We start from the raw sequence: 22981 nt of genomic DNA, 5'->3' as shown, positions 1-22981 counted from the left end.
GTTTCATCAGCTTGCTGGCCTTTTGCTAATTTTGTCAGTGCGTTCTTGTGCGCAATCAGTACAATCGCCGGATTTTCCCCCTCGAGAAAGGAAGCAGTACGACGGGGGTGATCGCGAGAAGCCCCATGCTCATCGGTAGCTATTCCCCCACACTGGTTATCATCTCGCTCTGTGTAGCGATTCTCGCTTCCTATACCGCACTTGACCTCACCGAACGCATCGCCACGGCCAAAGGTCGCGCCGTGCATCTATGGACCGCGGGCGGCGCCTTTGCCATGGGCATAGGCGTGTGGTCGATGCATTTCATCGGCATGCTCGCGTTCAAACTACCCATCGACCTCGGTTACGACGTCACCCTGACCTTGCTGTCACTGCTGATCGGAATTCTGTCCAGCGGCTTTGCCTTGTGGCTGGTCAGCCAGCCGCAGTTGCCCGCCTGGCAACTGGCGTTCGGTGCGTTGGTCATGGGCGCGGGTATCAGTGCGATGCATTACACCGGCATGGCCGCCATGCGCATGCAGCCGGGCATCGATTACGACCCGACGCTGTTCTGGGCGTCGCTGCTCATCGCCGTCGGTGCGTCGGGCGCCGCGTTATGGATCGCTTTCCGCCTGCGCCAGCACAGCCCTTATGTGATCCTGATCCGTGGCGGTGCGGCGATCATCATGGGGATCGCCATCGTCGGCATGCACTACACCGCCATGGCCGCGGCGCGCTTCGCCGACGGCAGTTTCTGTGGCGCGGCCATCGACGGCTTGAACGGCAAAGGCCTGGATAACCTGGTGCTGATCACCACACTGGCCATCTTGACCATTGCCTTGCTGACGTCGGTGCTCGATGCACGCATGGAGACGCGAACGGCCAGCCTTGCCCACTCGCTGACCGAAGCGAATCGTGAACTGACCCAACTGGCCCTGCATGACACCCTGACCGGCCTGCCGAATCGGGTACTGCTGGCTGACCGCATCGATCAGGCGATGTCAAAGGTGCAGGAGCAGGGCGGTTGTTTTGCGCTGATGTTCATCGATCTGGACGGGTTCAAACCGGTCAACGATGCCTTCGGTCATCACATGGGCGATCAGTTGCTGCGAGCGGTCAGCTTGCGGTTGCGCGAGGATTTGCGCAGTCAGGACACCCTGGCGCGCATCGGTGGCGATGAGTTCGTGCTGCTGGTGCAACTGGGCGAGGAGAACCACGCCTTGAACCTGGCGGCCCGCCAGGTAGGTTTGATTGCGCGCCCCTTCCAGGTGGCCGAACATGACCTGCAAATCTCCGCCAGTGTCGGCATCGCGGTTTACCCGGGTAACGGCTATACCGCCGAAGATCTGCTGATGAACGCCGACGCGGCGATGTATCACGCCAAGGGCACAGGGAAAAACGGCTACAGTTTTTTCGATGTGTCGATGAACAGCAACGCGCGCAAACAGCTGCAATTGCTGCAAGACCTGCGCAACGCACTGGAGCAGCAGCAGTTCAGTCTCCATTACCAGCCCAAGTTCGACGCCGCCAATGGACATCCGGTCGGCGCCGAAGCGCTGCTGCGCTGGGAGCATCCTACCCAGGGCCTGCTGCTGCCGGACAAGTTCATCGATGTTGCGGAAAAAACCGGGCTGATCATTCCGATTGGCAATTGGGTGCTCAATGAAGCTTGTCGGCAGATGCGCGAGTGGTATCTGCTCGGTTACACCGATTGGCGCATTGCGGTGAATCTTTCGGCCTTGCAGTTCTGTCACGTCGGGCTGGTGCAAAGCGTCGCCAGAGCCTTGGCTACGCACCAATTGCCGGCCAACAGCCTGACATTGGAAATCACCGAGACCACAGCCATGTACGACGCCGATGTGAGCATGACGGTGCTTCAGGCGTTGTCGGAGATGGGCGTCGACCTGTCCATCGATGATTTTGGCACCGGCTATTCGAGCTTGATGTACCTCAAGCGCCTGCCGGCCAATGAGCTGAAGATCGACCGTGGATTTGTCCGCGATCTGGAACACGACAGCGACGACGCCGCCATCGTTTCAGCCATCGTCGCCCTTGGCCGGGCACTGGGTCTGCGGATCGTCGCCGAAGGCGTTGAAACCGGGGTGCAGCAGGACTTCCTGACGAAGCTCGGCTGTGACTCGTTGCAAGGCTACCTGCTCGGCCATCCGCTGCCGGCGGCGCGTTTCATGGCGGATATTCTGCTGGGTGAAAAATTGGCTGTGAGTTGAAGGCTGTCTTTTGCACGAGCCAGCGGTGCCGGTGATCCGCAGAATGGGGTGTACCTGCCGCACCGCGTAATCGTTCTTCGCGAGCAAGCTTGCTCCTACACAGGTCATGCAAAAACCGGCAATGGCGGTTATTCTTTGCTCCGACTGCTAAAGCTTGAAACGGGGGAAAGCCAGCATGGATAAAGTCATCGTCATCACCGGCGGCAGCCGCGGCATCGGCGCCGCCACTGCTTTGTTGGCCGCTGAACAGGGCTATCGGATCTGCATTAACTACCTGTCCGACGAAGACGCCGCCCAGACGGTGCTCGAGCAAGTCCGCGCCCTCGGCGCGCAAGCCATTGCGATACGTGCCGACGTCAGCATCGAAGACGAAGTGATCGCCCTGTTTCAGCGGGTGGACAACGAACTGGGCAGGGTCACGGCCCTGGTCAATAACGCTGGCACCGTCGGCCACAAGTCCCGGGTCGAGGAAATGTCGGAATTTCGCATCCTCAAGACCCTCAAGACCAACGTCCTGGCGCCGATCCTCTGCGCCAAGCATGCGCTCCTGCGCATGTCGCCCAGACACGGCGGACAGGGCGGCAGCATCGTCAACGTATCCTCGGTCGCCTCGCGCCTGGGCTCTCCCAACGAATACGTGGACTACGCAGCGTCCAAAGGTGCGCTGGACAGCTTCACCATCGGTTTGGCCAAGGAAGTGGCGGGCGAGGGGATTCGTGTCAACGCCGTGCGCCCGGGGTATATCTACACCGACTTTCATGCGCTGAGCGGCGATCCGGACCGGGTCAGCAAGCTGGAATCGGCGATTCCCATGGCACGCGGTGGCAGGCCGGATGAAGTGGCGGAGGCGATTGTCTGGTTGCTGTCGGACAAGGCGTCGTATGCAACCGGGACCTTTGTCGACCTGGGTGGTGGCCGGTAGTAGCTGAAGATCAGAAGTTTACGGCCTTCGGGAGTACGCAAACCCTGTAGGAGCTGGCTTGCCAGCGAAGACGGCGGCACATTCAACATAGATGTTGACTGACAGATCGCCTTCGCTGGCAAGCCAGCTCCTACAAGGTTGCTGCGATCTATTGCTTTAAAACGACCTGACAATCCTGCCCAACGTCTCCATCGCCTTCTCCGCAGCCTCATCCCACGGGCTGCCATAGTTCAGTCGAATACAATTCCTGAACCGCTGTGCCGGTGAAAAAATCGGTCCTGGGGCGATGCTGATCCCCTGCGCCAGCGCCATCTGAAACAACTTCAACGAATCCATCTGCGCCGGCAACTCCAGCCACAAAAAGTACCCGCCCGCCGGCTGACTGACCCGGGTCTGCGCTGGAAAATAGCGCGCAATGGCCGTCAGCATCGCGCTCTGCTGCTCTTCCAGCGCATAACGCAGCTTGCGCAAATGCCGGTCGTAACCGCCATGCTGCAGGTAATCGGCAATGGCCGCCTGGGCCGGCATCGAGGCGCAGAGCGAGGTCATGAGCTTCAACCGTTCAATCTTCTGCGCGTAACGCCCGGCAGCGACCCAGCCGATGCGGTAGCCGGGGGCCAGGCTCTTGGCGAAGGAACCGCAGTGCATCACCAGTCCTTCAGTGTCGAAGGCTTTGGCCGGTTTCGGCGCCTGCTGGCCGTAATAGAGTTCGGCGTAGACGTCATCTTCGATCAGTGGCACTTGATGGCTGCGCAACAACGCCACCAGTTCGCGTTTTTTACCTTCGGGCATGGTCGCGCCCATGGGGTTCTGGAAACTGGTCATGCACCAGCACGCCTTGATCGGGTGGCGCTCCAGGGTTTGCGCGAGTACGCCAAGGTCGATGCCGTCGCGGGGGTGCACGGGAATTTCCACGGCTTTGAGCTTCAGGCGCTCCAGCACTTGCAGGCAGGCGTAGAACGCCGGCGCTTCGATGGCCACCAGGTCGCCAGGCTCGGTGACCGCTTGCAGACACAGGTTCAAGGCTTCCAGCGCGCCATTGGTGATCAGCAGTTCTTCCATGGGCAGCATCAGCCCGCCGACCATGTAGCGCAGGGCGATTTGTCGACGCAGCTGCGGGTTGCCCGGGGACATGTCGGTGACCACCATGCGCGGGTCCATGTCCCGGGTGGCACTGGCCAGCGAGCGCGACAGACGTTGTAGCGGGAAGAGGGCAGGACTGGGGAAGGCCGAGCCGAAGGGCACGGTGTTGGGGTCCTTGATCGAATCGAGGACCGAGAACACCAGTTCGCTGACGTCGACTTCCGTGGATTCGTTGACCTGGCTGCTGATCACCGGCTCGGAAAACGGGCTCGGTGCATGGGCGTTGACGAAGTAGCCGGAACGCGGCCGGGCGCGGATCAGCCCACGGCGTTCGAGCAGGTAATAGGCCTGGAACACCGTGGACGGGCTGACGCCATAGGTCTGGCTGGCGTAGCGCACCGAAGGCACACGCTGGCCGGGGCCGAGGACGCCGGAGCGGATCAGTTCAGCGATGTCGTCGGCGAATTTTTCGTAGCGTTTCATCGGGTGCCTGGATGGGTGTCATTCAGAAATATCGAGGTGACTTGTTCGCGAGCAGGCTCGCTCCTACAAGTACACTGCGACACCTGTGGGAGCGAGCCTGCTCGCGAATGGCAGCATCGCAGTCTAAGGGATCAACGGTTCATCGGCGCAACAAACCGGCTCGTGGCCACGCTATAAATGTCGGGCTCATCACCGTCGACAATCTTGAAGATGATGGTCTGCGAGCCGCTGCTCGGCCGTTCCGCCGTCATCGCCACCGACACCGGCACATCGACGATCTCGCCGGGCGCCAGGCTCAGGTCGGTCTTGCCCTGGAGCTGGAAGCCGTCGCCATCGACCAGGGTCAAACGGTAGTCCTGCCGTTGCTGGGTCTTGTTGATAATTTTCAGGCTATAGATATTTTCAATCTGGCCCTGGCTGTTCTCGCGAAACAGGCCCCGGTCCTTGCTCACGTCCAGCGAGACCATCGACCGCTCTACCAGCGCCAGGGCGAGGGCGCCGATCATCACCAGCAGCACCGCGGTGTAGCCGATCAACCGTGGCCGCAGCAGCCGGGTCTTGCCCCCCTGCAACTCATGCTCCGAGGTATAGCTGATCAGTCCGCGGGCATAACCCATCTTGTCCATGATCGAATCGCAGGCGTCGATGCACGCGGCGCAGCCGATGCACTCCATCTGCAAACCGTCGCGAATATCGATACCGGTGGGACAGACCTGGACGCAGAGCTGGCAGTCGATGCAATCGCCAAGTCCGACCTCTGCCGGAGCCACCTCGCGCTTGCGTGGGCCACGGTGCTCGCCACGGGCGACGTCGTAGGAAATGGTCAGGGTGTCTTTGTCGAACATCACGCTCTGGAACCGTGCATAGGGGCACATGTGCATGCACACCGCTTCACGCAGCCAGCCAGCGTTGATGTAGGTGGCGCCGGTGAAAAACAACACCCAGAACAGGCTTACGCCGCCCATTTGCAGGGTCAGCAACTCCTCGGCCAACGGCCGGATGGGCGTGAAGTAGCCAACGAAGGTCAGGCCGGTCAGCAGGCTGATGGCCAGCCACAAGGTGTGTTTGGTCGAGCGCCGGATCAGCTTGTTCAGGCTCCAGGGCGCGGCGTGCAGTTTGATCCGCTGGTTGCGCTCACCCTCGGTGACCTTCTCGCACCACATGAAGATCCAGGTCCAGGAGCTCTGGGGGCAGGTGTAGCCGCACCAGACCCGCCCGGCGAACACAGTGATCGCAAACAGGCCGAACGCGGCGATGATCAGCAGTGCCGAGAGCAGGATGAAATCCTGTGGCCAGAAGGTCGCGCCGAAGATATGGAACTTGCTTTGCGAAAGATCCCAGAGCACCGCCTGGCGGCCGCCCCAGTTCAACCACACGGTGCCGAAGAACAGCAGGAACAGAAAGCCCGCGCCGCCCATGCGCAATGTGCGGAACAGGCCGGTGAAACTGCGGGTGTGGATCAGGTTGTCGCTGGACTTGGCCTTCATCTTTGGACGCGAAGGCTCGAAGCTTTGTACGGGCGGGACGTTTTCCAGGGTTCGGACGGGAATTCTTTCGCTCATGGTCTGTCGCTCATCAGCCTCCATCAGGCAGGAGCACTATGAGCGCCGATCTGTTTGCATAACAGACTCAGCTATTGCAATAAAAAGCGGATCAGATGGGCTGGAGCCCGCGGCCTGCGACAACTTGAAGCACCTGGCGCAGCGCGACCCCGACGCCTGTATCAGGCGCCGGGAAGTTGTTGATGCCAATCAGTCAAATCACCGAATCACTGTCGGTGGCCTTCAGATGCCTGCGACCGTCCACGGCACCTGCTACGGTCAATGCATCGGCTTCAGCTTCGGTGATGTAGATGTGCTGACCATTGATGTCCACCGCCGACATGGCCTTTTCGGGGTCAGTGACAACAGTGACATCGGGGCACAGACGAATTTCTTCGCCGTTCTCGGTGGTAAAGAAGCAGGTTTGGTTTTCGATGCGTACCGTCATGGGAGGTGTCCTTTTTTCGGCGGGTTCTAGACTGTTAGGGCGTCACGGGCGGACATCGTTCGGTGCAACCGATTAATGGTCGCCGCGGTCCATCTTCTAATCGATTTCATTACAAGGACTGCACATGAACGCCTGGTGGCATGAGGTTTGGGAAACGCTGCAAGCAGAGTTCGCCGACATCACGGATGCGTCTCAGTTGACACGCATCACCGTCCGCCTGTTGATGGCTGCGCTGCTTGGCGGGATTCTCGGTTTCGAGCGCGAACAAAAGGGCAAGGCTGCCGGGGTACGCACCCACATGCTGGTGGCGCTGGGAGCGGCGCTGTTCGTGCTGGTGCCGCAGATGTCCGGCTCCCAGGCCGACGCCATGAGCCGGGTGGTGCAGGGCGTGATTGCCGGCATCGGCTTTCTCGGGGCCGGGACCATCCTGAAGAACCAGGAGGGCGATGAAGGCCACGTCAAAGGCCTGACCACCGCCGCCGGCCTGTGGATGACCGCGGCCATCGGCGTTTCAGCCGGGTTGGGGCGCGAGGCGACGGCGGTGCTCAGTACGTTGCTGGCGTTGGCGATCTTGGGTGTGATGCCCAAGATCGTGAAGATGCTCGAGAAAGATCGCGCCCCGTAGGGCGCAAAATTCAGTCCACACTCGAACGTCGCTGTCTGGCAGGATAATTACCGCTCCTAAGACGGTGGGGTCAATCACCTTTCCAGAATAACTGTTTTATTTATATAACCAATCTCTAATATTTTCTTGGCCCCTATGTCTAGCGGCCATAACGTTATCTGTTTCTCGAATGGCCTTTCGTTTCCGGGCAACGTCTATGGGGCGCTTAATTGACTTGAATTGGCTCGCAGTTAACCCCTTTTCTGAAATATCGAGCTCTGCCATTATACGCTTCAGGTAGTCGTTGGAGTTCTTTAGCTTTGCTTGGAATACCGGGTCTTGTTGTTCCATGTGAAGTTCAAGTTGTGATTGGGTGGGCGTGCGTTCTAAAGGTGCGGGCTCATGGATTGAAGTGGGGGACGGCTCTTTTGCCAAGCGCTCTTTAGATAATCTACCTGAGGGCTTGATTTTTTGTTGCGTTGTAATGTTGATTCCTTTTACTTGCCCTGTTCTTTGGTAGAAGCTCTTTCCTTCAGCGGTTACCTTAACTGCTTTTGAGGAAACGCCTTTAAAGTTACTTTTGCCAACTATTCCAAAAAACCGCCCGACCCAGGAATTCCCGGTATCATCGTGCCGCATCATGGGTTCCCCCTCACAATACGCATAGGCATTTAATCCGCCCTGCCCAAAAGGGCTCAAGCCATCAGGACTATTAAATCGCATAAGAACAGGATTGAATGCGCGATACCCATTGCCCAGCAAATAATAACCGGTAACCGGATCCCTTCTCTGACCATTAAAGCCAAGCAAGCTGAGTAAGCCGCTACCCGCCAAGCGATGCCCATAGGGCGTATAAACAAGTGTGTGAAGCTGATGCTGTTCAAGGACGTGTGTCACTGAGCGTTGTAGATCGGTGGCAAATAATGTGGTGTCGACCTTGCCGCGTTGAGACTGCAGTTGCGCCAATGGTTGGTCATCATGCCGGAAGAAACTGGTTTGCATGTCGCCCTGGATTTCGGTCGATAAATGATCTTCAGCATAAAAGCGCCGACTGTGAGGCTCGGTGGAAGTTTCGCAATCGACCAAGCGATCCAGCGCGTCATAGAGGTAGTGACACAGTAAGTTTTCGCGAGCAAGCGTTGGCATTGGCTGAACTCCGTGTAAGGACGCGGCTATCATCAGCGCTTTTGCTTCGTTTGCCTACTATCAGAACTGATAGGGTGCATTGGTAAAAAAGAATCAAAGTAGCGACAGGCCCAAGCCTCACTCTATAGCGCTTGTTGATGATTAATCCCACGCTCGGCGCAGGAATGCCTCAAGGAGAGCTCTGCGTTTCAGCTGGAAAGGGACGGGGGAGCGTCCCCGGGCTGCGTTCCCACGCAAGGGGTGGGAACGATCAATGCGCCGGGGCTTTTACTCTGGCGTGACGATCACCGGCGGCATCGTGTCCGGTGGTTCCTCCCTCGGCGGTGGGGTGGTGCCGGGCGGCTCCTGCTCGGGCACCGGTTCGGGTTCGGTCGGTGGAATCGTCGGGTCATCGATATTCGGATCTGGGGTTTTAGCCGGGACGGGAATAACCATCGTTGAAGCCTCCTTGTGGCACATGGCGTAAGACGTGCTTAAGTAGGTTGACCCTTGCACAAAGGAATTGATTCCCGCGAAGACTCAAGCAAATCCCCGTGAACTTTACCCGCGCCCGTCGCTCGGAACCTAAGTGAGTTCATTCCGGGGCCGACGGCCTTGCGCGAATGGCAACCAAGCACAAGAGCGTCCATGGGGCGTAAAGGAGAGATGCTCGATGACTGCTGAAAAACCGACAGAGCTCAACTACAACCCGCACATGCCGCTGTCGCAGGCTTTACTGCTGCCGCGCATCGCGATCGAAAACACCATGCCGACCCTCGATGGCGGGCAGTTTGCCGTCAAAGCCGTGGCGGGGCAGGACGTGGTGGTGACCAGCAAGGTATTTGCCGATGGCCACGATCAACTGGCCGTGCGGGTGCGCTGGCGTGCCGATGGCGACGAGACCTGGCAAAGCGAGGTCATGACCAGCCTGGGCAATAATGGCTGGAAGGGCCAATTTCATGTGGTAGAGCAGGGTCGTTACGTATTTTGCATCGAAGCCTGGATCGACCAGTTCGCCAGCTTCCGCTATGAGCTGGAGAAAAAGCATCTGGCCAGCGTGCCCGTCAGTCTGGAATTGCAGGAAGGTCGCAATCAGGTCCAGCAAGCGGCGGAGCGCACCGAAGGCCGGTTGAGCGAAGACCTGGCGGCGCTGCACCATGAATTGTCCGGCCTGCTCGAAACCGAGCAGGTCGCGCTGTTCATGCACCAGCGCAGTGCCGAATTGATGGCCCAGGCCGATCACCGCGCTTATTTGAGCCTCAGTCCCGAGTATCCGCTGGATGTCGAGCGCGGGCTGGCGCAGTTCGCCAGCTGGTATGAACTGTTTCCACGCTCGATCACCGATGACCCGGCCCGCCACGGCACCTTCAACGATGTGCATGCGCGGCTGCCGATGATCCAGGACATGGGCTTCGACGTGCTGTACTTCCCGCCGATCCACCCGATCGGCCGCAGTTACCGCAAAGGGCCGAACAATTCCCTCACCGCCGGCCCCAATGATCCGGGCAGCCCCTATGCCATTGGCAGCGAAGAGGGCGGGCACGAGGCGATTCACTCGGAACTGGGCACCCGCGAAGATTTCCGCCGCCTGGTCGCTGCAGCCGCTGACCACGGGCTGGAAATCGCCCTCGATTTCGCGATCCAGTGTTCCCAGGACCATCCGTGGCTCAAACAGCACCCGGGCTGGTTCAACTGGCGGCCGGACGGCACGATCAAATACGCCGAAAACCCGCCGAAGAAATACCAGGACATCGTCAACGTCGACTTCTATGCCACCGATGCCATTCCCAGTCTCTGGGTGGAATTGCGCGACATCGTGGTCGGTTGGGTCGAGGAGGGCGTGAAGATTTTTCGCGTCGACAACCCTCACACCAAGCCGCTGCCGTTCTGGCAATGGTTGATCGCCGATGTGCGGGCGTTGCACCCGGAAGTGATCTTCCTGGCCGAAGCCTTCACCACTCCGGCGATGATGGCGCGACTGGGCAAGGTCGGTTATAGCCAGAGCTATACCTACTTCACCTGGCGTAACACCAAGGCCGAACTGGCGACGTACTTCACCGAACTGAACGAGTCGCCGTGGCGCGAGTGCTACCGCCCGAACTTCTTCGTCAATACGCCCGATATCAACCCGGCGTTCCTCCATGAATCCGGACGCGCCGGCTTTCTCATCCGCGCGGCACTGGCGACCATGGGCTCCGGCCTGTGGGGCATGTATTCAGGCTTCGAGCTTTGTGAAGCGGCACCCGTGCCGGGCAAGGAGGAATACCTCAATTCCGAGAAGTATGAAATCCGCCCGCGGGACTTCACCGCACCGGGCAATATCATTGCCGAGATCGCCCAGCTCAACCGGATTCGCCGCCAGAACCCGGCCCTGCAGACGCACCTGGGACTCAAGGTCTACAACGCCTGGAATGACAACATCCTCTATTTCGGTAAACGCAGTGCCGACGGCAGCAATTTCATTCTGGTGGCGGTGAGCCTGGATCCGCATAACGTCCAGGAAGCGAACTTCGAATTACCGTTGTGGGAAATGGGTTTGCCCGACGATGCCAGCTGCCAGGGCGAAGACCTGATGAGCGGTCATCGCTGGACCTGGCATGGCAAGTACCAGTTCATGCGAATCGATCCGGCGCATCAGCCGTTCGGGATCTGGCGCTTCACTGTTTAGACACAAGGGTACCCGCGTTTGTGGCGAGGGAGCTTGCTCCTGTTCGGCTGCGAATCAGTCGCAAAACCAGCGAACGCGGTGTACTGGATGAATTGCAATGGGGTTGCTGCGCAACCCAGCGGGAGCAAGCTCCATCGCCACAAAGAGCCATCCTCGGCAGCATCAATGCTCCCCCAGGCGGCTTTATTGAATTCAACAGGAGTTTCAAATGGCGAAGAAACCCAAGGCAGCCACCTTTATCAAGGATCCGCTCTGGTATAAGGATGCAGTGATCTACCAGGTTCACGTCAAATCGTTTTTCGACTCCAACAATGACGGGATCGGCGACTTTCCCGGTCTTATCGCCAAACTCGATTACATTGCCGACCTCGGCGTCAACACCATCTGGCTGTTGCCGTTCTACCCTTCGCCACGGCGCGACGATGGCTATGACATCGCCGAATACCGGGGCGTGCATTCCGACTACGGCACCATGGCCGACGCCAGGCGGTTCATTGCCGAGGCTCACGAGCGTGGCCTGCGGGTGATTACCGAACTGGTCATCAACCACACCTCGGACCAGCATGCGTGGTTCCAGCGCGCACGCAAGGCCAAGAAAGGTTCGGCGGCGCGGGACTTCTATGTCTGGTCCGATGACGATCACAAATACGACGGCACCCGGATCATCTTTCTCGACACGGAGAAGTCCAACTGGACCTGGGATCCGGTGGCCGGCCAGTACTTCTGGCACCGCTTCTATTCGCACCAGCCGGACCTGAACTTCGACAACCCGCAAGTCATGAAGGCCGTACTGTCGGTCATGCGTTACTGGCTCGACATGGGAATCGACGGCTTGCGCCTGGATGCGATTCCGTACCTGATCGAACGTGACGGCACCAATAACGAAAACCTGCCCGAGACCCATGACGTCCTCAAGCAGATCCGCGCCGAAATCGACGCCAACTACCCGGACCGCATGCTCCTGGCGGAGGCCAACCAGTGGCCGGAAGACACCCAGCTGTATTTCGGCGACACCGACGCCAAGGGCCTCAACGGCGATGAGTGCCACATGGCGTTCCACTTCCCGTTGATGCCGCGCATGTACATGGCGCTGGCCCAGGAAGACCGTTTCCCGATCACCGACATCCTGCGCCAGACCCCGGAAATTCCGGCCAACTGCCAGTGGGCGATTTTCCTGCGCAACCACGATGAACTGACGCTGGAAATGGTCACCGACAAGGAGCGCGACTACCTGTGGAATTACTACGCGGCCGACCGTCGGGCGCGGATCAACCTGGGCATTCGCCGCCGCCTGGCGCCGTTGATGGAGCGCGATCGCCGTCGTGTCGAATTGCTTAACAGCTTGCTGCTGTCGATGCCCGGCACGCCGACCCTGTATTACGGCGATGAAATCGGCATGGGCGACAACATCTACCTCGGTGACCGCGACGGCGTGCGTACACCGATGCAGTGGTCGATCGACCGTAATGGCGGCTTCTCCCGCGCCGACCCGGCCAGCCTGGTGCTGCCACCGATCATGGACCCGCAATACGGCTACCTGTCGGTCAACGTCGAAACCCAGGCCGGAGACCCTCACTCGCTGTTGAACTGGACGCGGCGCATGCTTGCCGTGCGCAAGCAGTCGAAGGCCTTCGGTCGCGGCACGTTGAAAATGCTCTCGCCCAGCAACCGCCGGATCCTGGCGTACACTCGTGAATACAACGGGCCGGATGGCAAGTACGAAATCATCCTGTGTGTGGCCAACGTCTCGCGCAGCGCGCAAGCGGCGGAGCTGGACCTGTCCGCCTACGCCGGCATGGTGCCGGTGGAGATGCTGGGCGGTAACGCCTTCCCGCCAATCGGCCAGCTGAATTTCCTGCTGACCCTGGCGCCCTACGGTTTTTACTGGTTCGGACTCGCAGCGGAGAATCAAATGCCCAGCTGGCACGTAGAACCGGCGCACAGTCTTCCAGACTTCACAACGCTGGTACTGAAGAAACGCATGGAAGAGCTGCTCGAAGCGCCTTCACGCGCCACGATGGAGCAGGGCATCCTGCCCAGCTGGTTGCAAAACCGCCGCTGGTTCGCGGGCAAGGACGCGGCCATCGACAAGGTCCACCTGGCCTACGGCGTGCGCTTCGGTGATGCGCAGCATCCAGTGTTGCTCAGTGAAATCGAAGTCACCAGCGGCGGCCAGACCAACCGTTACCAATTGCCGTTCGGCTACATTGCCGACGATCAGGTCGGCCCGGCGTTGCCGCAGCAATTGGCGCTGTCTCGGGTGCGACGTGGGCCGCAGGTCGGTCTGATCACCGATGCGTTCGCCCTGGAAAACTTCATCCGCGCGGTATTGCAGGGCATGCAGAACAACACCCTGTTGCCTTCGGATGGTGGCGAGATCCGTTTCGAATCCACCGACGAACTGGTCAAGCTGGGTCTCCCGGCCGAGCCGGAAGTGCGTTACCTGTCAGCCGAGCAGTCCAACAGTTCGGTGGTGGTGGGCAGCAGCATGGTGCTCAAGCTGATCCGTAAAGTCGCCTCGGGCGTGCACCCGGAGCTGGAGATGAGTGCGTACCTGACCGAGGCCGGTTTCGCCAATATTTCGCCGCTGCTGGGTTCGGTGATTCGTCGCGATGCGGCGGGCGAGGACAATCTATTGATGATTGCCCAGGGTTACCTGAGCAATCAGGGAGATGCCTGGGAGTGGACGCAGAACAACCTGGAACGGGCATTGCGCGACGAATTGGCCGACGCCATGTCCGAACAGGAGCAGCACTACAACGCCCTCGGCGAGCTGAGGGACTTCGCCGGCATGCTTGGCCAGCGCCTGGGGGAAATGCACCAGGTGTTGGCGGCACCCACCGACAACCCGGACTTTGCGCCGCAGGTCACCACCCAGAAAGAGGCGCTGGCCTCGGCCAAGGACGTGGCGGCGCAGCTGGAAAACGCGCTCAGGTTGCTCAAGCAGCATCAAAACGAACTGAACCCGGCGGACAAAAGCCTGGTCACTCGTTTACTGGACAACAAAAAAGCCATTCTCAGCCACGTCCAGGAATTGGGCAAAAAGGCTGCCGGCGGCCTGCGGATCCGCGTCCACGGCGACTTGCACCTCGGGCAAGTGCTGGTGATCAAGGGCGATGCCTACCTGATCGACTTTGAAGGCGAACCGGCGCGCCCGCTCCACGAACGACGGGGCAAACACAGTCCGTATAAAGATGTGAGTGGAGTGTTGCGTTCGTTCGACTACGCTGCGGCGATGACGATCAACGTGCACAACGTCGACAATACCGACGTAGCCCAGGCCGCTCGCCAGCGTGTCGCCGAACGCTATTTGAATGAAGCGCGACAAGCATTTGTCGACGCTTATCGGCTGGCGGCAGCTAGTCTTGCTCATGCGTGGCAAGATCCGGAAGGCGAGGACGCCGCGCTGGCGTTGTTCGGTCTGGAGAAGGCGGCTTATGAGGTGGCGTATGAAGCTGAAAATCGCCCCACTTGGTTGCCGGTGCCGCTGCACGGTTTGTATGGGCTTTTGAGTGGGCTTAAACCCTTTTCCGATTTTGATGGAGAGTAGTCATGAGTTTCTCGAACAGGGAACAGGGTCACGCTAAAGAAGCGCTGTTGCCCAAGTCACGGGATATCGATGCTCTGGTACGTGCCGAGCATCATGACCCTTTCGCAATACTCGGCCCCCACGGCGATGGCGCCGGCGGGCAATTCATTAGGGCCTATTTGCCGGACGCCTTGAGCGTGCAAGTGGTGGCCAAGGACTCCGGGGAGGAACTTGGCAACCTCGAGGCCACCCAGACACCCGGTTTGTTTGTCGGGCACTTCGATCGGGCCCAGCCCTATCTGCTGCGCACCCGCTGGGCCGGCGGCGAACAAGTGTCCGAAGACCCCTACAGCTTTGGCCCGTTGCTCGGCGAGATGGACTTGTACCTGTTCGCCGAAGGCAACCATCGCGATCTCAGCGCATGCCTCGGTGCGCAACTGAAGACAGTCGACGGTGTCGACGGCGTGCGCTTCGCCGTGTGGGCACCGAACGCCAAGCGGGTGTCGGTGGTCGGAGACTTCAACAACTGGGACGGCCGCCGCCATCCCATGCGTCTGCGACATCCCACCGGCGTCTGGGAACTCTTCATCCCGCGCATGCAAGCAGGGGAGGCCTACAAATACGAAATCCTCGGCAGCCACGGCATTCTGCCGCTCAAGGCCGACCCGATGGCCCTGGCCACCTCGTTGCCGCCGGACACTGCGTCGAAAGTCGCTTCACCGCTGAAAGTGGACTGGCAGGATCAGGACTGGATGCTGTCGCGCGGCGACCGTCACCGTTCGGATGCGCCACTGTCGATCTACGAACTGCATGCCGGGTCCTGGCAGTGCGAGCTGGATGATCTGGGCGAGGTAGCCCGTCAGTACACCTGGCACGAACTGGCCGACCGGTTGATTCCATACGTCAAGGAACTGGGTTTCACCCACATTGAACTGATGCCGATCATGGAACATCCATTCGGCGGTTCATGGGGTTATCAACTGCTCTCGCAATTCGCCCCGAGCGCCCGCTATGGTTCTCCGGATGATTTCGCGGCCTTCGTCAACGCCTGTCACCAAGCGGAAATCGGCGTGATCCTCGATTGGGTGCCGGCGCATTTTCCGACCGATACCCATGGCATGGCGCAATTTGACGGCACCGCTCTGTACGAATACGGCAATCCGCAAGAAGGCTTTCACCAGGATTGGGACACGCTGATCTATAACCTGGGCCGTACCGAAGTGCACGGCTACATGCTGGCGTCGGCGCTGCACTGGCTCAAGCATTTCCACGTCGATGGCCTGCGGGTCGATGCCGTGGCGTCGATGCTGTATCGCGACTACTCGCGCAAGGCCGGCGAGTGGGTACCCAACCGGCATGGCGGCCGGGAAAACCTTGAAGCCATCGACTTCCTGCGCCATCTCAATGACGTGGTAGAACTCGAAGCCCCCGGCGCGCTGGTGATTGCCGAAGAGTCCACCGCGTGGCCCGGTGTCAGCCAGACCACCCAACAGGGCGGCCTGGGCTTTGACTACAAGTGGAACATGGGCTGGATGCACGATTCGCTGCATTACATCCAGCAGGATCCGGTATACCGCGCCCATCACCATAACGAACTGAGTTTCGGCCTGGTGTACGCGTGGTCCGAGCGTTTCATTCTGCCGATCTCCCACGATGAAGTGGTGCACGGCAAGCATTCGCTGATCGACAAGATGCCCGGCGATCGCTGGCAGAAATTCGCCAACCTGCGGGCATACCTGAGTTTCATGTGGGCGCACCCGGGCAAGAAGCTGCTGTTCATGGGGTGCGAGTTCGGCCAGTGGCGCGAGTGGAACCATGACCAGCAACTCGACTGGTACCTGCTGCAGTACTCGGAACACAAGGGCGTGCAGAAACTGGTCGGCGATCTCAATCGACTGTACCGCGAAGAGCCGGCACTGCACGAGCAGGACGCCGCGCCGCAAGGTTTCCAGTGGTTGATCGGCGATGACGCGGTCAACAGCGTCTATGCCTTCATGCGCTGGAGCAAGGACGGGCGGCCGGTATTGGTGGTGGCAAACTTCACGCCGGTACCGCGTGAGGGTTATCGCATTGGTGTACCGTTTGCCGGTCGCTGGAGCGAGGTGATCAACAGTGATTCGGCGACTTATGCCGGTTCCAACTACGGTAACAGCGGCGGAGCGTTTACCGAGGATGAGCCGAGCCATGGGCAGGCGCTGTCCCTGGTGCTGAATCTGCCGCCGTTGGCGGTATTGATGTTGCGTCCGGAGGGTTGATCTGACACCGCGTCGCGCCCTTCGTCGGAACGCCACCCCGAGCAAGCTCGCTCCGGGTGGCATTCCGACGAAGGCGTCAGATCCGACAATGCATTCTTTGAAGACAAACACTCACCACCGCATCCGCACCCCAAGACTCCCAATCAACCCGTTCAAATCATTGTCATCCACATCACTGCTGTAATCGGCACTGACGTATAGACTCAGCGCGGGCGTCACCCGGGCCACCAACCCCAAACCCACTTCGACCGTCGACGAATAGCGGCTGCTGCTGATCTTGTCGACTTGATCGAGGGTGACCGAATTGCCGGTGTACACCGTGTGCCACAAGTTGGTCCGCACATAAGGTTCGACGGGCAGGCCGTTGATGTCGTAACTACCTTTCAACCTTGCACCGACGCGACCGCTCCAGGAGGTCAGGTCACTGGAGGTGGCATCCCTCGAGCTTGCATTGGGGGTGTCCAGGGTGATCCGTTGATTGATCAATTGCGCCTGGGGTTCGACCACCCAGTTTTCGCTCAGGCCGATCGCAAAACCACCTTCCACCGACAGCGTTACCGCGCTGCCTTCGGTCACCTGCCGGGCGCCTTCGCTATTACGGCTGTAGCCGTTGACCCGGCCGCCACTGGCGCTCAAGTCGACGTGCCAGCCTTGGGGGCCGGTCAGGCTCCAATAAGCGCCGAGGCTCTCGCCTTGCAGGTTGAGGGTATCGGTCTGGGGATCGGAAAGGGCACGACTGGTCAACAAACCGTTGCTATTACCCTGGAAGTGGCTCGTACCGCCTATCAGGCCGACCCGCTGGGTATGACCGCTGCCGCTTCGAACGGTGAGCATCGCCGGGCCTTTGAATTGGTTGGCGTCCGGAATCGACGAGCCCTGGGCTTGATAATCGGTCAGCGCCTGCCTCGATGCCTGCCCATAGATCTGATCCCAGGCCAGGGGGGCGGCGTCCTCAACGGTGAGATGTGAACTGCGCATGTCAGGGTTGGGACCGAAGTGGCCAGGATAGGTGGTAGCGAGGGAGGGCAAGGTCAGCATCTGAACCTCCTGGTCATACCAGGGGGTAGCTGCTTGATCTTCTGGCGAAGCGTGGGTCTCCATGGCTGAGCACAGCAGGAGAGAACTCGAGACCGTGCAAAACGTGAATTTGATCTCTTGCGGGCTGAGTGGATTTTTCATGGAGGTCTTCCTTGCAATAGCATGCCTTATCTCGCTATGGCGCCTTTCTCCTACCCCGAATGAGGGGCGACCGAATGGGTTGGGCAAACCTCTGGCCGCCCGTTATGGCGGGAGTCCGTAGGCTTGCCCCTGATATGGTTCCGGGGGTAGTAAGGTGTAGCTAAGAAGCCCTTTGCCATTGCGTCAAGAAATTGGCCGATGAGCGGTACTGGTATTTTTAGGGCCTATAAGTGACTGAATTATGGCGCTTCTCTAACCTCTTGTTTGTTCGTCAGATCGTCAAAAAAGCGCGAACCAAAGCCCTCGCCATTGTCAGCAACCTATCCTCGAACGTGCCGTGCCGGCTCTGGAGAATTTGTGTTCCACAGGTTGGCGCGCCGGAAAGGTTTCAGTGGCAGACCGGCGATTGTGTAGCGAATTTTTAACCGCACCCCGCGGCAACCGGTCCAGGCGCTGTCGGAGTCGAACGATAGGTGTGAAAAACCGTCATCCTGGCGGTGGAGGACCACCAGCTGGTAGATCCTGGTGTCGCAAGGATTTGTGACAAAAATCAGGGGATTGCCCGTCAATGTCCCGTCGTTGAAGCGTTCAGGCCCGTTACAGGCGGATCTTCAGAGGTGGACTTCCACCGCCAGAGGCAAGTGATCCGACAGGTGTGTCCACGGCCGGGTGCCCAATATCCGAGGGTCATGGCTGCTGGCGTTGCGCAGGTAAATCCGGTCCAGGCGCAGCAGCGGGAACCGCGCCGGATAAGTCTTCGCGGGGCGGCCATGATGGCGTTCGAAGGCTTCATGCAGGTAGTCGCGACGGATCAGTGCGGCATTGCCCTGGAGCTGCCAGTCGTTGAAGTCGCCGGCGATGATGACAGGCGCATCGTCAGGCAAGGATTCGAGCAACTGGCACAAGAGCTGAAGTTGCAGCTGACGATGGCTTTCCAGCAGGCTCAGGTGCACGCAGATCGCATGGACTTCGGCGTGCCCCGGGACCTCCAGCACACAATGCAGCAGGCCGCGGCGTTCGGGGCCGGTGATCGACACGTCGAGGTTGCGGTATTCGCGGATGGGGTATTTCGACAGCAGGGCATTGCCGTGGTGACCGTCGGGGTAAACCGCGTTGCGGCCGTAGGCGAAGTCGTTCCACATGCTGTCGGCCAGGAACTCGTATTGCGAGGTTTGCGGCCAATTGTTGAAACGAGAGGAATGACGCTCGTGCTCGCCGACGACTTCCTGCAGGAAGACCAGGTCGGCCGAGGTGCTGCGCACCGCTTCGCGCAGTTCGGGAAGAATGAAGCGTCGGTTGAGCGCGGTAAAACCTTTGTGGGTATTGACGGTGAGCACTCTCAGCCGATGAACCACCGCAGGTATTTCCAACGGCGTGGATTCGATGCTCTGCGGCTTGGAATCACTGGTCACGTTCACTCCTCTGATTTCGGGCTGCATATGTATGCGACTGATGCGGGGGCCGGCAGTTCAGCGGGATTCGTCGTGACATTGGTTTCATGGCTCAAATAAAATCCCTGTAGGAGCCGGCTTGCCGGCGAAGGCGGCCTCGAGCCTTGCGGTGCTAATGAAAACGCCTTCTTTGGCAAGCCAGATCCCACAGGGTTTGGCGTGTCCACAATCGAGCGTACCCAAATCCCGAGTTGGTAAAGTCCAATGTGGGATCGGCGTTGGCTCAGACGAAGACTATTTCATACGGCAAGCGTATTCGCTCCAGCAATACCCGGGGCAGCAGCGGGACGAGGCCGATGGCCGGTTCGCCGTCGAGCTGGCTGGCGTAGGCGTGGGTGGCGTGGCTTTTGCGTGCGACGGTCCAGGTATCGAGCCGGATCTTGCGCGCGCGATGCCACGGAATCATGCCGCGATTGCGGGTCGGCCAGTGCCAGGCCCAGAGCGGTACTTCATGAAACGTTGCACCCACCATGGCTGCCGCCTTGGCGCTGGCCCGGCCAACCGCAGCATGGTCATTATTGCTGTCCTCGCCCCAGGTGCTGAATACCACGTCGCCGGGGCGCAGGTAACGGGCGATGAATTGAGTCAGTTGAAGTTCCCGCCCGGCCAAGGCGTTGTCGGTGAAACCGCCGCGAATCCACTTCAGGCTGTGCATCGGTAACCCCAGCCGGCGCAAGGCCTCGACGCTTTCCTGGGGGCGAAACACACTCAGGCGTTTCTCCGACCACTGCTGCGACCCCGGATGGCTGGCGCTGCCGTCGCTCATGGAAATCAATTGCAGGGGATGCCCGAGGGTGCTGAGCAACTGCAGCAAGCCGCCGCAGGTCACGACTTCATCCCCGGGATGCGGCGCGATCACCACGACACGCGCGCCAAGGGGCACCAGGGTTTCGGTATTGATGACGGGAATGGTGTTCAGTTGAGGGGCGCTGTTCCAGATCTGCGCGGGGTGGCTGCTTTCATTGACGGAAACAGTCTTCATCGGTGCTACATCCTTGTCTGATTACAAAGTGCAGCGCTCCCAACCCTGGATTGCCGCGAGCAGAGTATTGCTCATGTCAGGCTATTCGTCGCGTCGATGATCTATCTGGTACGTTTTTTATCTTTTTGGCCTGGACGAGCCTCGCACATGAAAAAACCTTTCATCATCGCAAGCCTTCCAGGGCCGCCACCGAACGGGGTTCGCGGCTCCATAGTTCCAACAGGAAATCGGCCTCCTGATGCAGGACCAGGCGCGGCAGGTGCAAATGCTCGTGGAGCAGGTCATGAACGAGCCGGGCATTGAGCGGACAGCCATCGATCGGCGGGCGCCAGTGACACGCCAGGAGCTGGCCGTCGGCGGTCAGCGATTTTGCGGCGCGTTCGATCAGTTGCTTGAGATCCGGGGCATCCAGGTAATAGCCGACTTCGCTGAGCACGATCAGGTCGAACTGTTCGTTGGGCCAATCGCCCGGCAAACGGCTCTGGCGGACTTCAGCATGATCGAACAGGCTCAGACGAGTGCGGGCCAGTGCCACCGCCGCGGCCGCGGTGTCGCAACACAGCAGGCGGTCGCAGCGGGCGGCCAGATCCGCACTCAGTTCGCCGTTGGCGCAACCCGGCTCGAAGATGGCGCGATAGTGCGCCCGGGGCAGCGCGGCCAGGGTGATGGCACGTTTGCGCTGTTCATACCAACGATCGCGGAACGCCCAAGGATCATCGCTACCTGCAAACAACCCGTCGAAGTAGCGATCCTCGACGCTCATAGAAACACCACCTCGAAAGGTTGCAGCAATCGATCGAGCACATAGGGGGCCAGGACCGGCGGCAAGCCGATGCGCGGATCGCCTTCCAACTGGCTGGCGAAGGCGTGTACGGCATGACGCTTGCGCGCCACCTGATGCGGCGTGAGCAAGACTTTTCGCGCCCGGTGCCACGGCACACCACTGTCATCGGGGGTTGCCCAGTGCCAGGTCCAGACGGGCAGTTCGTGCAAAGTGGCACCGACGCGTCGGGCCGCCTCGGCGCTGGCACGACCCACGGCCTCGTGGTCGCAATGACCGTCTTCGCGCCAGGTGGTAAACACCACATCGCTGGCACACAGGTGGCGTTCGATGAACGCGCTCAACTCGGCTTCCCGCGCCGCCACCCGACTGTCCGCAAAGCCGCCGCGCAACCATTTCAGACTGTGCAGCGGCAAGCCTAGACGGCGCAGGGCTTCGGCGGACTCCTGGGGGCGGACCGCACTCAGACGTTCCACCGGCCAGCGCTCGGACCCCGGGTGACTGGCACTGCCATCGGTGACCGAGATCAACTGCAGCGCACGATCAGCCGCCGCGAGCAGTTGCAGGAAGCCGCCGCAGCCCAGCACTTCATCGTCCGGATGGGGCGCGATGATCACGGCCCGGGAACCCTCCGGCACCAGCGCCAGGATGTCGATCACCGGTAGCTGCGCCAGGTGGCTGGACGTTTGCCACAGGTGCAGCGGCGTACCCTGACCGACGATTGGATTGGTTTTCATAGGCTCCATGTTCCGTTGATGACCTGTCGACCCAGCGCCGCAAGGTCTCGTTCGGCGTGGCTCTGACGCAGGAACACCGGCAGGTCGGCGATCAGCCGGGCGAATTGTCGATCCTTGCAATAGGGACCGGCGCCCAAGCCATGGCCGACATGCAGGATGACCTGTTCGGCGCTATGCTCGACCACCGCCCGCACGCGACGAGCCAGCAGCTCGGCATTGTCCAGTGGAGCGGCATCGATGCCCAGGGCACTACCGCGCAGCACCTCGGCAGCGGCCTGCAATGCGCTATCCACCGCCCCGAGGTGGGCCAGGGCATGGGGTTCTTCGTGGTGGGCGCAGTGACTGCGCAGACGTTCGGCAATGCGTTGAGCGGCGCCATACCAACAGGCGGCAATACCGATCCCGCCTTGCCAGAAGCCGGGGCGTTGCAGGTAGTCGCCGGGCTGGCCGATGGCGTGCGCCCTGGCGCCGTCGAACAGCACGTCGACGCTGCCGGTCGCACCCATGCCGACGGCGTGCCAGCCTTGATCGGTGATGGTCACACCGGGTTGATCCAGCGCCACCGCCACCAGTTGCTGTCGATCCTGCTCGTCCCAGGCGGTCAGCAAACCGTGGTTCAACACCGCAGCGCCGGAACACCAGGCCTTGCATCCGTTCAGTACAATCGATTGCCCCTGTGGGCTGATCCGGACCCGCGCCTGGGGCGGTTCGGCGGCCCACATGCCCCATGTACTGCCCGGTGTTGGCGATCCACCGAGTTGCCGGATGATCGCCAGCGCATCTGTATGGCCCTCGTACAACTTGCACAACCCCAGATCATGCCCGCCGACCTCGGCCAGCGCCTGAAATCGCTCCAGGGTCCGGCCACTGCCGGGCAGCGGAAGCCGATCGAGACCTGCTTCCACCAGCGCCCGCAGGCACCGGCCTAACGCTTGGGTGTCAGCGTAATCCGGTGACAGACGATGCAGGAAACCCTGGAGGTCCAT

General features: G+C 60.3%; 17 protein-coding genes. 6 read left to right on the top strand and 11 right to left on the bottom strand.

Annotated elements, in window-relative coordinates; translation table 11 throughout:
* Positions 1-125: 125 nt before the first annotated feature.
* Both J2W17_RS05840 and J2W17_RS05835 read left to right on the top strand, forming a co-directional pair.
* Positions 126-2207 (top strand): putative bifunctional diguanylate cyclase/phosphodiesterase, encoded by a 2082-nt coding sequence (locus tag J2W17_RS05840; RefSeq protein WP_307330600.1) that lies wholly within the window; start codon positions 126-128, stop codon positions 2205-2207.
* Positions 2208-2382: 175 nt separating this feature from the next.
* Complete coding sequence (locus J2W17_RS05835) at positions 2383-3129, top strand: SDR family oxidoreductase (protein ID WP_307330597.1); 747 nt, start codon at positions 2383-2385, stop codon at positions 3127-3129.
* Positions 3130-3285: 156 nt separating this feature from the next.
* On the opposite strand, the gene mapR is transcribed toward J2W17_RS05835, so the two are convergent.
* The 3 genes from mapR to J2W17_RS05820 all read right to left on the bottom strand — a co-directional run bounded on the left by mapR (position 3286) and on the right by J2W17_RS05820 (position 6684).
* Complete coding sequence (gene mapR, locus J2W17_RS05830) at positions 3286-4695, bottom strand: GntR family transcriptional regulator MpaR (RefSeq protein WP_307330595.1); 1410 nt, start codon at positions 4693-4695, stop codon at positions 3286-3288.
* A 131-nt stretch (positions 4696-4826) separates the two neighbouring features.
* Positions 4827-6257, bottom strand: coding sequence for a cytochrome c oxidase accessory protein CcoG (ccoG, locus tag J2W17_RS05825; protein ID WP_307330592.1), 1431 nt, complete (start codon positions 6255-6257; stop codon positions 4827-4829).
* A 193-nt stretch (positions 6258-6450) separates the two neighbouring features.
* Positions 6451-6684: a DUF3203 family protein gene (locus tag J2W17_RS05820; RefSeq protein WP_307330589.1), complete on the bottom strand. Its 234-nt coding sequence runs from the start codon at positions 6682-6684 to the stop codon at positions 6451-6453.
* Positions 6685-6808: 124 nt separating this feature from the next.
* Between J2W17_RS05820 and J2W17_RS05815 the strand changes: the two genes are divergently transcribed.
* Positions 6809-7309 (top strand): MgtC/SapB family protein, encoded by a 501-nt coding sequence (locus J2W17_RS05815; RefSeq protein ID WP_307330586.1) that lies wholly within the window; start codon positions 6809-6811, stop codon positions 7307-7309.
* Positions 7310-7405: 96 nt separating this feature from the next.
* Here J2W17_RS05815 and J2W17_RS05810 read toward each other — a convergent pair whose 3' ends face one another.
* The gene (locus J2W17_RS05810) at positions 7406-8434 is read right to left on the bottom strand and encodes an RHS repeat-associated core domain-containing protein (protein WP_307330583.1); all 1029 of its coding nucleotides are present in this window, start codon (positions 8432-8434) and stop codon (positions 7406-7408) included.
* A gap of 267 nt (positions 8435-8701) precedes the next feature.
* Positions 8702-8869 carry a hypothetical protein gene (locus J2W17_RS05805; RefSeq protein WP_167355119.1) on the bottom strand — a complete coding sequence of 56 codons (168 nt, stop codon included), beginning with the start codon at positions 8867-8869 and terminating at the stop codon, positions 8702-8704.
* Between the two features lie 217 nt (positions 8870-9086).
* On the opposite strand from J2W17_RS05805, the gene J2W17_RS05800 reads away from it, so the two are divergent.
* From J2W17_RS05800 to glgB, 3 genes are all read left to right on the top strand, one after another.
* Entirely contained in the window at positions 9087-11081 is a 1995-nt protein-coding gene (locus tag J2W17_RS05800) for an alpha-1,4-glucan--maltose-1-phosphate maltosyltransferase (RefSeq protein WP_307330579.1), read from the top strand.
* 208 nt (positions 11082-11289) lie between these two features.
* Positions 11290-14631, top strand: a complete 3342-nt coding sequence (treS, locus tag J2W17_RS05795; RefSeq protein ID WP_307330577.1) for a maltose alpha-D-glucosyltransferase — start codon at positions 11290-11292, stop codon at positions 14629-14631.
* Between the two features lie 2 nt (positions 14632-14633).
* Positions 14634-16865: a 1,4-alpha-glucan branching protein GlgB gene (gene glgB / locus J2W17_RS05790; protein WP_307330575.1), complete on the top strand. Its 2232-nt coding sequence runs from the start codon at positions 14634-14636 to the stop codon at positions 16863-16865.
* Positions 16866-16976: 111 nt separating this feature from the next.
* Here the strand turns inward: glgB and J2W17_RS05785 are convergent, their stop codons facing one another.
* The 6 genes from J2W17_RS05785 to J2W17_RS05760 all read right to left on the bottom strand — a co-directional run bounded on the left by J2W17_RS05785 (position 16977) and on the right by J2W17_RS05760 (position 22981).
* Positions 16977-18044 carry an autotransporter domain-containing protein gene (locus J2W17_RS05785; RefSeq protein WP_307330574.1) on the bottom strand — a complete coding sequence of 356 codons (1068 nt, stop codon included), beginning with the start codon at positions 18042-18044 and terminating at the stop codon, positions 16977-16979.
* A gap of 611 nt (positions 18045-18655) precedes the next feature.
* Positions 18656-19456, bottom strand: coding sequence for an endonuclease/exonuclease/phosphatase family protein (locus J2W17_RS05780; protein ID WP_307330573.1), 801 nt, complete (start codon positions 19454-19456; stop codon positions 18656-18658).
* A gap of 262 nt (positions 19457-19718) precedes the next feature.
* Positions 19719-20477, bottom strand: a complete 759-nt coding sequence (locus J2W17_RS05775; RefSeq protein WP_307330571.1) for a PIG-L deacetylase family protein — start codon at positions 20475-20477, stop codon at positions 19719-19721.
* Between the two features lie 163 nt (positions 20478-20640).
* On the bottom strand, positions 20641-21240 hold the full coding sequence (locus J2W17_RS05770; RefSeq protein ID WP_307330569.1) for an SAM-dependent methyltransferase: 600 nt from the start codon (positions 21238-21240) through the stop codon (positions 20641-20643).
* Entirely contained in the window at positions 21237-21995 is a 759-nt protein-coding gene (locus tag J2W17_RS05765; RefSeq protein WP_307330568.1) for a PIG-L deacetylase family protein, read from the bottom strand. The genes J2W17_RS05770 and J2W17_RS05765 overlap by 4 nt, the downstream gene beginning before the upstream one ends.
* Positions 21992-22981: an acyl-CoA dehydrogenase gene (locus tag J2W17_RS05760; RefSeq protein ID WP_307330567.1), complete on the bottom strand. Its 990-nt coding sequence runs from the start codon at positions 22979-22981 to the stop codon at positions 21992-21994. Before J2W17_RS05760 ends, J2W17_RS05765 begins: the two co-directional genes overlap by 4 nt.

Source organism: Pseudomonas lini (assembly GCF_030812475.1).
Taxonomy (GTDB): Bacteria; Pseudomonadota; Gammaproteobacteria; order Pseudomonadales; family Pseudomonadaceae; genus Aquipseudomonas; species Aquipseudomonas lini_A.
The sequence above is the reverse complement of the archived record's forward strand: the minus strand, read 5'-3'. Positions and strand labels throughout refer to the sequence as shown.